This is a genomic window from Peribacillus faecalis, assembly GCF_014712675.1.
GTDB classification, from domain to species: Bacteria; Bacillota; Bacilli; order Bacillales; family DSM-1321; genus Bacillus_AD; species Bacillus_AD faecalis.
The window spans coordinates 1-12,071 of record NZ_JACXSI010000058.1; the positions used below are offsets into that span (position 1 = coordinate 1).

Genomic DNA, 12,071 nt, shown 5'->3' on the forward strand with positions numbered 1-12,071 from the left:
GATTAAAAGCTCTTGGAACCATATCATCTATCTTGAAAAGTCCATTAAGGAACTGGAAGATCGCATCTCAGTACTTCTGCAGCCTTATCAGGAAGAAGTGGATATTCTTCTAAGTGTACCTAGTATTCAAATCCACTCCGCAGCTTCCATTATTGCTGAAATTGGAACCGATATGACCCAATTTCCTTCTTCCAAACATCTAGCTTCTTGGGCCGGGGTTTCACCAGGCAACAACGAAAGTGCAGGTAAAAAAAAAGGAACCAAAACCGTTAAAGGGAACCCTCATATACAAGCTGCCCTCTGCCAAGTTGCTTGGAGCATTTCACGATCGAGAAAAACGCAGATGGCAGCTACCTTTTGGTCTTTATCAGCGCGAAGAGGAAGAAAAAAAGCGATCACAGCGATTGCACACAAGCTCGTTAGAATCATTTATAAATTGTTTACAAACCATCAACTCTATCAGGAACCAGGTATAATAGCTTAACCTTTTAAAACATATTAATTAGGGTATGTTTTTTTAAAAACAAACAAGCATACCTCTCTTAAGATTGGGCATTTTTTGACAATCCCCTTGTTTTCTCCTTACTTTTCTTCGCTACTTGCTTCGTTTAGTTTTTTTATTTTCACAGAAAAAACCGGCACCGGTCCTTTTTCATTTTTGAAAAAGCCTCTCGAAAGATTCTCCAATGAAAAAGGAGTCATGCGGGAGGACAAAGATGAATCATCCAATAAACCCGCCTTTGGTTTCTTGGATGAGGCAGCTTAGGCCCGAGCATGACAGGTGCAAGGTTAGACAGCTATCTAAATTCAGAAATATGAACTTTTATATTTTTCAGAAAAACCGTTACCGGTCCTTTTTCATTTTCACTTTCACCTATAAAAAAGATGACTCCTGTGATAAGAAGTCATCTTCATTCATACAGACCTCCAAAAATGAGGTTTCGTATGTAACAATATTATTCGCCAGCTGTTTACTGCATATTTCGAGGAATTTTGAAGGTAAATGTCGTCCCTTCATTTTCCTTGCTTTCAACGGAAATTTCCCCATGATGCCCTTTAATAATGTTGCTGACAATCGCCAAACCAAGTCCTGTGCCGGATTTCCCCCTTGTCCTTGCCTTGTCTGCTTTATAAAAGCGATCAAACACAAAAGGCAAGTCCTCGTGCGGAATGCCGGTGCCGCTATCTTTTACTTCAATCTTCAATTGATTACCTTCAGTCGATTGAATAATGGCAATAAACCCGCCATTTTGAGAGTGACGAATGGCATTATCAATCAAATTAGTCAAAACTTGCTCGATTCGATCCGGATCAAAGAACCAAGTTAAATCGGGATCAGCTAACTGTACCTTCAGCTCAATATTTTTTTCCTTAGCCGGTCCAATGAACTTCGACGACACTCTATTCAAATATTTCTCAAGATTGACAGATTCGTAATTTAAAGACAAGTGCCCGGCTTCCATCTGAGCCAAATCCAGCAGTTCATTAACTAATCGGCCCATCCGTAATGACTCATCATAAATAATTCTTGCAATTTCCTGCTTTTCTTCTTTAGTCTCGGCAATATCATCAATAATTGCCTCACTGTAACCTTGAAGCATGCTGATTGGTGTCCTAAGTTCATGAGAGACATTGGCAATAAAATCATTGCGCATCTTTTCCAGTTTCTTTTCTTCTGTCATATCCCGAAGAACGGCTACTGCTCCTCTAATGTTCTCATTATTATAAAGCGGACTGACAACAACAACCCAATAGTGATCACCAATTCTCAATTCCTCAACATTTTCCTGTTCAGTATCCACAGATAACTGAAACAAGTTGACCAATTCAATCGGCGCTTCCGTATTTCCGCCGCGCAAGTCGTTCTCACGGCGCCATAGCTCCATAAAACGCTCTGCAGGCTGATTAGTCGGCAAAATTGTTCCGTCGACTTTAAATGTAATTACTCCATCAGCCATACTGCTCAAAATACTTTTCAGGTTTTCCTTTTCCTGATTCAGTGCATTCATATTTTGATTCAGTTGTTTACCCATCTGATTAAAAGCAATTGCCAGCTCTGCAATCTCATCCGTTGACAAAATCGGCAGCTTTGTATTAAATTTACCGCGGGCAATCTCAAAGGCAGCTTCACGCATATTTCGAAGCGGCGCCGTAATTCGCGTTGACAGAAAAAAAGCAAAGATAGTCGTCAAAATAATCGCTACACCTGCAGCCAATATGATTAGCTTAGTTGTCGCTTGCACCGTATCATTCATCGCTTCAAGCGACTCGATTACGTAAACGATTCCATCCACTTCAGCACTATCAACAGGGGTACTGACAATCATGAATGTTTCACTATTTTCTCCTTGTTCACCATAGTGAATAATCATTTGCTTCTTCTCTACTTCACCCGGCTCTTTTACGCTCGATAAATCCTGATCATTCATGACAGAATTGAATAACTGCTGCACATTCTCATCCGAAGAGTTATCAGATATTAATCTTTTATTATCGCCATCCGCTATCATGACTAGCTTAGATGGTCCGACCAGCTGTGCCGATATTTCAAGAGCATTCCATGAATCTTCATGATCATCAACTATTTGAACAATTTTAGATGCCGTAACCATTAAGTCATCTTCAACTTGCTGAACATGAAAATTCTCAAAAAACTCTAACAGAAGCACTGTTAAAATCAGTAAAACAAATGATACCAGAAGTAAAATCGTAAGCCAGAGCTTCCCGACGACACTTCTCAAGAAGATCATTACTCGTTTACAACCTCAAACTTATAACCCACACCCCAGACAGTTACAATCATCTTCGCAGCATCCTCAGAAACGCGGTTCAATTTCTCACGCAAACGTTTAACATGTGTATCCACGGTACGCAGATCTCCGAAAAACTCATAGTGCCAAACTTCTTTTAATAATTGCTCACGGTCGAATACTTTGTCCGGAGCTTTCGCTAAAAAGTACAGTAACTCATACTCTTTTGGAGTCAGTGATACTTCTTTGCCGTCTGCTGTAACTCTATGAGCATCATTATCAATAGTTAAGTGCTGCAACACAATGATATCTTTCGTCGTTGTATCCGTTTGTATAAAACTCGTTTTTGAAGATCTTCTTAATAAAGCTTTCACTCGCAATACAACCTCACGCGGGCTGAAAGGCTTAACAATATAATCATCCGTTCCTACTTCAAAACCTTGTACACGGTTAATTTCTTCACCTTTTGCCGTAAGCATGATGATAGGAGTTGATTTTTTCTCGCGCAATTCTCTGCACACTTCAATACCATCTTTGCCGGGCATCATTATATCTAATAAAATTAAATCGTAATCATTCGTCAGCGCTTTATCTAAAGCTTCGTTACCGTCTTCAGCCTCATCAATAATGTAATCTTCCCTTTCAAGATACATTTTTAATAATCTGCGAATACGTTCCTCATCATCTACTACTAAAATCTTAATTGCGCTATCCATCGTACTTCCTCCCCTTTTGTAAATTCTACAGAATGATGAATTTCAAAAACCATTTTAAGTAATGAGAGACTCCTTAAATATGTATAATTAATTACAACCTCTTTCATTATATATAAAAAGCCAGAAAAGAGAAATAACCTTTGAGTAATTCTTCTTAGAGCAGCAGGAAATTCAAGTATTTTATAGGGATGTTTTACTATTCCGACAAAAAACTTTCACTTTTAACGGTGAAAGTTTTTTATTTTTCCTCTTTTCTTCACAATTGCAGTCCATCATGCATAAGAATGAAGCCCTGCAATAACGAGGTTTACAAATATTAAATTAAACATGATAATACCAAAACCAATTACCGCCAACCAAGCAGATTTTTCTCCATGCCAGCCTTTTGATAGCCTCAAGTGCAGGAAAGCTGCATAGAACAGCCACGTAATCAATGCCCACACTTCTTTCGGGTCCCATCCCCAAAATCTTGTCCAAGCAATTTGCGCCCATATCATCGCAAAAATCAAGGCGCCGAGAGTAAATACCGGAAAACCGACCAATACTGAGCGGTAACTGATCTCATCTACTAAATCCAGCTTGACATTACGCACATAAGGCTGAATGGCTAAGCTTACTCGCTTACGCAAAATAACTCGCATTAATATGTACAATAATGTACCCACTAAAAAGGACCAAAGCACTGTATTTGCTTTTTGCGCATTGATAAAGTCCGGCATTTCAATTAACGGAGCCATCACATTTTCTGTTTTCAGCTCACCTTCATTAGGCCCAAGCAACGGCGGTATTGCGTAGACAGCTTCCGACACAACATCGCGATTGTCTACCCAATCAAATTTCGCCTCATAGCCTGCTATGCCGAATGCGGTATTTGTTCCGATAAAACCTACTGTGACAATAAGAAAGTACATAATCAATTCCAAAAAAAATGGTTTCTTTCCTTTAGTTGTGTGATCTGTCACTTTAACTAAGTATAGTAAACCGGCCACAAAGCTAATAGCTAAAATAGCTTGCCCCGCAGCGGCCGTCGTTACATGAATCGCCAGCCAGTTACTTTGAAGCGAAGGAACCAATGGTGTAATATCTCTCGGAAACATCGCCGCATACGCAATCAGTAAAAGTGCAATCGGCAACGTGAAGGCTCCGAGCACATTAAGACGGTATATAAAGAAAATGACAATGAATGCTCCGACAATGACCATGCCGAAAAATGTCGTGAATTCAAACAAATTACTTACAGGGGCATGCCCTGCAGCAATCCACCTGGTGATGAAATATCCCAATTGTGATGCAAATCCGGCGATTGTTAAGGTGATTGCAATGATGGATATTTTACTTAAAGATCTAGTTTCTTTATACCTCTTTTTATTAATTGCACCCGCAAAGAAAAATGAAGCAAGCAAATATAACAGAAAAGCTGCAAACAGTAAATTACCGCTTAATTGAACCATTGTTTCTAATCCCCCTTATTGTGAAGAGTCTTTCTGATCTGCTTGATCAAGCGGCTCATCTAAAGGCAATCCTTCCAATGTCTTCTCGAGATCCCTTTTAAGACCATGCCAGTTTTTATTCGTATGAGCAGCAATAACTACTTCATCCCCGTGTTTTTGTATCCAAATTCTCCGATGATTCCAATAAGCCCCCTGGATAACACCGATCATAAAAATGAGCCCTCCGAGTCCAAGTACAGGCAACGTCAAATCTTTTCTTACAGTAAGTGCTGTCGCATGATGTGTTTCGACTCCGGCAAAAGCCATTTTATATATATTATTGCCTTCACTTTCAATCGTCTCCTGAATGGCCACAAAGCTCACTTCCCCTTCCGGTTTTTCCGGAGAGAACATCTTGAAGACAAATGCAGGATTATTAGGAACAGGTGATTGTGTCACCGGTTTTCCGGATTCGTCCATTTTGAAATCAGGAAAATACGAAATAATTCGTACAGCATAGCCGTTTCCTAAATCGTACGATTGATCGGGATTATTCAAGTCAACCTTGATTGTGCCAAAGGCTCTTCCTGATTCCTTATCGGTTAACTGAAACGACATCGCCGCAAGTTCATCCAACTTATACTCTACTTGATATAAAGCAAAACTCTCAAATTTTAAAGGTTGGTTTACACGAATAAAATGCTCTTTCACTTCTTTAAGTTCAGGCTCTTCGCCCGAGAGCTTTTCACCTGCTGCCCGATAAAGGATTGCGTCTGTCTGAAAGTTTTTAGCGATAGCCCCCATACGGTCTACCGACTCAGAAAACACTTCATCAACATTATCCTTATCATAAACTTCTGCTGTGAATGCTTTATTCTCCAAATAGTATTCACCATCGGTACCCGGTATCGGCTTTACTTCGCCTTCTCGAAGCCAAAGTACTTCATCTATGTACATGCCGGGAACAAATCGCAACATTCCGCCAATTAAGAAAATTATTAATCCAATATGATTAACATATGGCCCCCAGCGGGAGAAACGATTTTTCTCGGCCATAAGGCAGCCATTTACTTCACTGACCTTGAATTTTCTTTCTTTCAATCTCTGTTTAATAGCTTCAAGATCAACTTCCTGACCCTCGGTTTTCGTTACACCATAAATACGTTGGCGCTGCAAAAATCCGATATGGCGGTCCACTCGTTGGTTCTTTAAAGCCCGTCGCAATGGGATATAGCGGTCTAAGCTGCAAATTACAAGAGAAACGCCGATGGAAGCCACCAGCAGTAAATACCACCAGGAACTGTATAAATTGTGAAAGCCCAATAAATAATAGATTTCACCTAAAACACCGTATTGCTCTTGATAATATTGCTCAGCAGGAATAGTTTGAGGTATGTACATCTCTTGAGGAAAAATTGTTCCTAATGCAGAAGCAATTAATGTTATCACAATCAGCCAAATTCCGACTTTGACTGACGAAAAGAAGTTCCAAACTTTATCAATAACTGTCGTCTTATACGTCTGAGACCGGCGAGCCGTCCCTTCATAACGCATATCGACCAGCTTTTTGCTTTGCTCACTCTCTTCCAAAACTCTCCCGCATGACTCACAAAGGATTGTGCCATGAGGATTAATATGTCCGCATTCACATTTCACTTCATTCATGTCAAATACTCCCTAATGTTATGGTTTAATTCTTTCCATCGCTTCCTTCACCATCGACTCAGTGAGTCCGCTATTCAATGTATCTACTAAATTACCATCCTTATCAATCAGAAACGTAACAGGAAGAGGGCGCACCCCATACGCACTCTGCACTTCGTCTGTTTGGTCGATTAGGATAGGAAAGTCCAAATCGTATTTAGCCACAAAGCTATTGATGGAAACTTGCGGTTCCCCAACATTTACAGCCAAAATTTGGACTCCTTGATCCTTATAAATCTTATACTGACTATTCATATTCGGCATTTCAGCTTCACACGGTTTACACCATGTACCCCAAAAGTTCAAAAAAACACCTTGTCCTTTGTAATCAGACAGCTTATGTGTATTGCCATCTAAGTCCTTCAAAACAAAATCAGGAACCGGTTCATTCTTCGCTACAGCTTTATTGTTTTCTTTTGTGAAGTTCGCATAAAATGTATATGTTAGCGCAATAGCTAATACTGCAAGTATGCTTGTTCGCATTACAAGCCGAAGTTGCTTTTTCCCCATCATATTTCCCTCACCTTAACTTTTAACGAAATTATACCATTTAATAACATATAGATAGTGTTTAATTCGGTTAAAATTGTGACAAAATTACATTATTTTCTTGAAGCTGTTGCCATAACACGCAATTTTTTTACTTCATGAGGCGTTAATTCACGCGCATCTCCCGTTGCTAAGCCTTGCAAAGTCAAAAATCCGTATTGCTCGCGCTTAAGCTTCATGACAGGATGACCAATCGCATCGAACATTCTTCTTACTTGGCGGTTACGGCCTTCATGAATAATAATTTGAATAATACTCGTGTTCTTTTTCTTATCAATTGATAAAACTTTTACTTTCGCCGGAGCAGTCATGCCGTCTTCAAGCTTAATGCCATATTGCAGCTTTTTCAGTTGTTCGCGGAATGGAATGCCTTTAACCTTCGCAACATAATGTTTATCCACTTCGTTCTTCGGATGCATCAGCATGTTCGCAAAATCACCATCATTCGTTAATAGCAATAATCCTGAAGTATCGTAGTCAAGACGGCCGACCGGATAGATTCGTTCTGTAACTTCCGGCAAGAAATCTGTAACGACTTTTCGTTTTTTATCATCAGATACAGCAGAGATGACACCGCGCGGTTTATTCAAAATATAATAAACGGGCGCTTCGCTTTGGAGCGGTACACCATTTACTTCTACCTTGTCGTTAGGTCCTACTTTTACCCCTAACTCCTTTACTACTTTTCCGTTAACAGTTACTCGTCCATCTATAATCAATTGCTCTGCTTTTCTTCTTGAAGCGACACCTGCGTGCGCAATAACTTTTTGCAATCTTTCCATTTTCTATCACCTCTTACATATTACTTCCTGCCAAAAAAATTAACAAGCAATATACTATTATGTCACATTCTCTACATAAATTGAAAGGATATTGTAGCGCAATAGTTTATTTTCATCCAATACCCTTATTATGTTAAATACATACAGCAAAAAACCCTCTCTTTTTCGAAAGGGTAAACAGACTAATATCCGAAAATGAAAACAACTGCAATTATTGCTGCAGCCAGGCCGACCAAATCGGCAAGCAAACCGACCTTTAAAGCATCTCCCATCTTCTTGATGCCGACTGCACCGAAATAAACAGTCAAGACATAAAAAGTTGTATCTGTGCTTCCTTGTATGACAGATGCCAATCGTCCGATGAAAGATTCTGTACCGTATGTAGAAAGCAAGTCACTCGTCATCCCTAATGCCGCATTACCGGAAATCGGGCGGATAATCGCTAACGGCACAATCTCGGAAGGCACACCAATCATTGAAAATAACGGTTTGATGACTCCGACAAAAGCCTCCATCGCACCCGATGCCCGAAATACCGCGATCGCGACAAGCATACCGACAAGATACGGTATGATTGCAAAAGAAATTGTAATCCCTTCTTTGCCTCCTTCAACAAAGCTCTCATAGGTGGGCACCTTCTTATATGTCCCATACAATAAAATAGCGGCAATTAATAAAGGAATAATCCATACAGAAAGTGATCCGAATAGTTCCATCGCTTATCCTCTCCCATTCCGCTTGCGTCTTTCATAAAAAAAACGGTCAATCAATATTCCGCCAATCATTGAAATAACCGTTGCGACAATCGTCGGCAAAACGATGTCCGTCGGATTGACAGCACCATACTTTATGCGGATCGCGATGACAGTTGTCGGTATGATGGTAATGCATGATGTATTGATGGCCAGAAACGTAATCATCGAACGACTTGCTTCATTTTTTCCTCCGTTCAGGCTTTTGAGTTGCTCCATCGCTTTAATGCCGAGCGGGGTCGCAGCATTTCCTAAACCAAACATATTGGCAGTCATGTTGGATAAGATGTACCCCATTGCCGGATGATCGCTCGGCACATCCGGAAACAAGCGGGAAATAAGCGGCTTAAACAGCTTGGACAATTTCGCCAATAAGCCGGCATCTTCAGCGATTTTCATTAATCCAAGCCAAAAGACGAGCACACTCATTAAACCGATACATATGGCGACTGCGTCAGACGCCGCTTTGAACAGCGCTTCGTTGACCTCATTCATTGTTCCGTTAATCGCCGCAAAAACAAAGCCGATGACCAACATTCCAACCCATATGTAATTAACCATCTTTCCCGAGACCTACAATTCTCATAAACGTTTGCTGCCAGCTTTCATTAAAGTTCATATTACTTGTCTCTTCTGACGGCTGATAATGAATATTTCTCGATCCGATTGTTTCTCCATCCAGCTTCACAATTGCCTTGCCGACAATTTCCGGCACATTCTCGGTGTCTTTCCAGTCCCTCTTTGGTTTCAAAAGCTTCATTTCAAGTGTAACTTTGTCTTTCTCCTCTTCAGTAAGCGGATAAGCAAGCTCTTGAATGATTTCTGCTTTATTTTTATAAAAGGAATGTTTTATTTTTTTGATGTTTCCGGGCGCCAAAATGGTCGTCATAGTAAACTCTTCAAAAGCCGCATCAAAAAGCGACATATGATCATTCCAGTCATCCCCGGCATTCAGTGTTACCGCCACTAATGCCATACCGTCTTTTTCTGCTGTCGACACAAGTGTTCGTTTCGCAAGCTTTGTATAACCCGTTTTCCCTCCGGTAGAATACTTGTACAATTTCAGCATTTTGTTCTTGTTATTCCACTCGTAGTCCCACTTCTCATTCGGGTTCGGGGCATGATGCTCTTTCGTAGAGGAAATTTCCCGGAACGTTTCATTATTCATGGCATAGCGTGTCAAAAGCGCCATATCATATGCGGTCGAATAATGATTTTCCGTATTATCCAAACCATGCGGGTTTGTAAACGAAGAGTTCTTCATCCCGATTTCTTCCGCTTTTTGGTTCATTAAATAGACAAATCCGTCTAAACTTCCGCCTACATGTTCAGCAATCGCTACCGCTGCATCATTTCCTGACCGAAGCATTAAGCCATATACTAAATCCTCAAGCTTCATCTTCTGTCCTTTTTTTAAATACAAGGATGAGCCTTCCGTTCCAAAGGCTTGATCGCTGACAGTGACCATTTCATCAAGCTTCCCCGATTCAATTGCCAAAAGGGCTGTCATGATTTTGGTAATGCTGGCAATTTTCTTTTTCTCGTGCGCCTCTTTTTCATACAAAACTCTTCCGCTTTCAATCTCCATTAAAACAGCGTTCACCGCGCTGACATTCATTTCAGCGATTTCTGCCTTTGTCTGCTGAGGAGAGTTTGCAAACAATAATAGAAATATAAGAATTATGGCGCCTTTTCTGTTAAAATGCATGGACTAACTCATCCTTTTCTTGTTTTGTACAAGTTTATGAAACAAGGACAAGTGTTATGACTAAAAGAAAAAAGTGCTGTCTTAAGCTTCTGCTTTCTTCAAATAGTCCTGTACCATTTCCCGATGACTTCCCACCATTTTCACCGGAAAACAATCGCGCTCAAAAAATTGAATATCAACAGACTCCGAACCATCAATTTGCATTTCCCCTTCATAATCCTTGCATAAATAAGCAATCGTCACGATGTAAAATTGGTCGCCGTTTTCTGCGATCGAGAAGTGTCTCTCACCTGAATAAACATTTAATAATTGCAAGTTATTCACCTTGAGTCCCGTTTCTTCAAGCACTTCTCGCGCAGCAGTTTGTTCTGTCGATTCTCCTAATTCCATCAACCCTCCCGGCAAGCCCCATGTTTCTTTCGGATAGGCTCTTTTCTGCAGCAATATACGTCCTTGTTTATCCTCAATTATGACAACGGCACCCGTTAAAAGCAGAGGTCGGTGACCTACAAGCTTTCTTATCTCATCTATATAACCCATCATGTATTCCTCCCACTATTAGCAACTATCTCTAGTATAGCTAATGTCCAATGAGAGGAAAATGACTTTACTAAATGCCTTCAAATCCACCTATTTTCAAGCTGTTTTTATACAGGCTTCCACTGCAGCTTTTGCGCTTTTTCATAACGTGCCTCTACAGCAGGCCAATTAACGACATTCCACCAGTTATCCACGTAAGCGCCTCGGTTGTTTTTATATTGCAAATAGTAAGCATGCTCCCATACATCCAGCGGCAATAGCGGAATGACATCCCACTGAGTCAGCTTATTATGGTTTTCACTTTGCAAAATTTCCAGTCTTCTCGGACGAGGGGACCAAACAAGAATTGCCCATCCCGAGCCTTCCACTTGTTTTGCCGCTCCAGAAAAATGCTGTTTAAAAGCATTATAACTTTCAAAATCTTTGTTGATCTGCCTCATTAAAGCACCTTTAGGTTCACCCCCGCCTTTAGGGCTCATACTTTCCCAGAAAAGCGTATGCAAATAATGACCGCCGCCGTGGAAAGATGCTTCCCTTTCCCAATGCTTCAGCAAGGAAAAATCATTCGTCGCGCGTGCTGTCTGCATCTTTTTTTCTGCTTTGTTCAATCCGTCTACATAGGATTGATGATGCTTGTCATGGTGCAGCTTCATGATCTCAGTAGAAATATGCGGCTCCAGCGCATTATACGGATAAGGGAGATTCGGCAATATATGCTGACCAATCGGAATATACATTTGACGCATGTTTCCTTCTATTTCTACACCCTCTTTCAAACGTTCATTCGTATCCTTCACCAATGTTTGCAGACTAATAATCTCATTTTCCGTAACTTCATCTTCTTTAATTCCGTTTAGGAAGAACTCCATTCTTTTTAGGACGTCGTCTAATTCTTCATGATTATACCGTTTACTTTGTTTGTAAAATTTAATCTCTTCCAACCACGCTTTTACTTCGCGCAAATATGCTTTAAAATCCATGTTTCCATCAGCCTCCCCATTTCACTAATATGAAAGAGAAGCTTGGCAGGTGAATAAGAAACATTCATGATTTTACACTCACACCCCGGGGATGAAAATATATTCCCGGGGTTTTGTTTTCCACCAAGATACCCATAATGGTAATGCTATGGTGTGTAAC

12 protein-coding genes are annotated in these 12,071 nt (G+C 40.4%); 1 reads left to right on the top strand and 11 read right to left on the bottom strand.

From position 1 onward, the window contains the following. On the top strand, positions 1–484 hold a 484-nt coding region (locus IEO70_RS17790), incomplete at its 5' end, for a transposase (protein WP_190999725.1). A gap of 487 nt (positions 485–971) precedes the next feature. Here the strand turns inward: IEO70_RS17790 and IEO70_RS17795 are convergent. From IEO70_RS17795 to IEO70_RS17845, 11 genes are all read right to left on the bottom strand, one after another. Beyond that, positions 972–2,750 (bottom strand): ATP-binding protein, encoded by a 1,779-nt coding sequence (locus IEO70_RS17795; RefSeq protein ID WP_190999726.1) that lies wholly within the window; start codon positions 2,748–2,750, stop codon positions 972–974. Beyond that, complete coding sequence (locus IEO70_RS17800) at positions 2,750–3,466, bottom strand: response regulator transcription factor (protein ID WP_190999727.1); 717 nt, start codon at positions 3,464–3,466, stop codon at positions 2,750–2,752. Before IEO70_RS17800 ends, IEO70_RS17795 begins: the two co-directional genes overlap by 1 nt. A 272-nt stretch (positions 3,467–3,738) precedes the next feature. Further along, the gene (gene ccsB / locus IEO70_RS17805) at positions 3,739–4,917 is read right to left on the bottom strand and encodes a c-type cytochrome biogenesis protein CcsB (protein ID WP_190999728.1); all 1,179 of its coding nucleotides are present in this window, start codon (positions 4,915–4,917) and stop codon (positions 3,739–3,741) included. A 15-nt stretch (positions 4,918–4,932) separates the two neighbouring features. After that, on the bottom strand, positions 4,933–6,561 hold the full coding sequence (resB, locus tag IEO70_RS17810) for a cytochrome c biogenesis protein ResB (RefSeq protein WP_190999729.1): 1,629 nt from the start codon (positions 6,559–6,561) through the stop codon (positions 4,933–4,935). A gap of 18 nt (positions 6,562–6,579) precedes the next feature. Next, entirely contained in the window at positions 6,580–7,110 is a 531-nt protein-coding gene (gene resA, locus IEO70_RS17815) for a thiol-disulfide oxidoreductase ResA (protein WP_190999735.1), read from the bottom strand. Between the two features lie 92 nt (positions 7,111–7,202). Then, positions 7,203–7,931 (bottom strand): pseudouridine synthase, encoded by a 729-nt coding sequence (locus IEO70_RS17820; RefSeq protein WP_190999730.1) that lies wholly within the window; start codon positions 7,929–7,931, stop codon positions 7,203–7,205. A 182-nt stretch (positions 7,932–8,113) separates the two neighbouring features. Continuing rightward, the gene (locus IEO70_RS17825) at positions 8,114–8,647 is read right to left on the bottom strand and encodes a spore maturation protein (RefSeq protein ID WP_190999731.1); all 534 of its coding nucleotides are present in this window, start codon (positions 8,645–8,647) and stop codon (positions 8,114–8,116) included. 3 nt (positions 8,648–8,650) lie between these two features. After that, positions 8,651–9,244 carry a nucleoside recognition domain-containing protein gene (locus IEO70_RS17830; protein ID WP_190999732.1) on the bottom strand — a complete coding sequence of 198 codons (594 nt, stop codon included), beginning with the start codon at positions 9,242–9,244 and terminating at the stop codon, positions 8,651–8,653. Continuing rightward, positions 9,237–10,391, bottom strand: a complete 1,155-nt coding sequence (locus IEO70_RS17835; RefSeq protein WP_190999733.1) for a D-alanyl-D-alanine carboxypeptidase family protein — start codon at positions 10,389–10,391, stop codon at positions 9,237–9,239. The genes IEO70_RS17830 and IEO70_RS17835 overlap by 8 nt, the downstream gene beginning before the upstream one ends. A gap of 81 nt (positions 10,392–10,472) precedes the next feature. Next, positions 10,473–10,934: an NUDIX hydrolase gene (locus IEO70_RS17840; protein ID WP_328820968.1), complete on the bottom strand. Its 462-nt coding sequence runs from the start codon at positions 10,932–10,934 to the stop codon at positions 10,473–10,475. 104 nt (positions 10,935–11,038) lie between these two features. Next, positions 11,039–11,911: a superoxide dismutase gene (locus IEO70_RS17845; RefSeq protein WP_190999734.1), complete on the bottom strand. Its 873-nt coding sequence runs from the start codon at positions 11,909–11,911 to the stop codon at positions 11,039–11,041. Between the last annotated feature and the right edge of the window lie 160 nt (positions 11,912–12,071).

Bases quoted from the DNA above. Each gene is read 5' to 3' on its own strand.
- IEO70_RS17795 (WP_190999726.1), bottom strand. From the start codon at position 2,750: ATGATCTTCTTGAGAAGTGTCGTCGGGAAGCTCTGGCTTACGATTTTA.
- IEO70_RS17800 (WP_190999727.1), bottom strand. From the start codon at position 3,466: ATGGATAGCGCAATTAAGATTTTAGTAGTAGATGATGAGGAACGTATT.
- ccsB (WP_190999728.1), bottom strand. From the start codon at position 4,917: ATGGTTCAATTAAGCGGTAATTTACTGTTTGCAGCTTTTCTGTTATAT.
- resB (WP_190999729.1), bottom strand. From the start codon at position 6,561: ATGAATGAAGTGAAATGTGAATGCGGACATATTAATCCTCATGGCACA.
- resA (WP_190999735.1), bottom strand. From the start codon at position 7,110: ATGGGGAAAAAGCAACTTCGGCTTGTAATGCGAACAAGCATACTTGCA.
- IEO70_RS17820 (WP_190999730.1), bottom strand. From the start codon at position 7,931: ATGGAAAGATTGCAAAAAGTTATTGCGCACGCAGGTGTCGCTTCAAGA.
- IEO70_RS17825 (WP_190999731.1), bottom strand. From the start codon at position 8,647: ATGGAACTATTCGGATCACTTTCTGTATGGATTATTCCTTTATTAATT.
- IEO70_RS17830 (WP_190999732.1), bottom strand. From the start codon at position 9,244: ATGGTTAATTACATATGGGTTGGAATGTTGGTCATCGGCTTTGTTTTT.
- IEO70_RS17835 (WP_190999733.1), bottom strand. From the start codon at position 10,391: ATGCATTTTAACAGAAAAGGCGCCATAATTCTTATATTTCTATTATTG.
- IEO70_RS17840 (WP_328820968.1), bottom strand. From the start codon at position 10,934: ATGATGGGTTATATAGATGAGATAAGAAAGCTTGTAGGTCACCGACCT.
- IEO70_RS17845 (WP_190999734.1), bottom strand. From the start codon at position 11,911: ATGGATTTTAAAGCATATTTGCGCGAAGTAAAAGCGTGGTTGGAAGAG.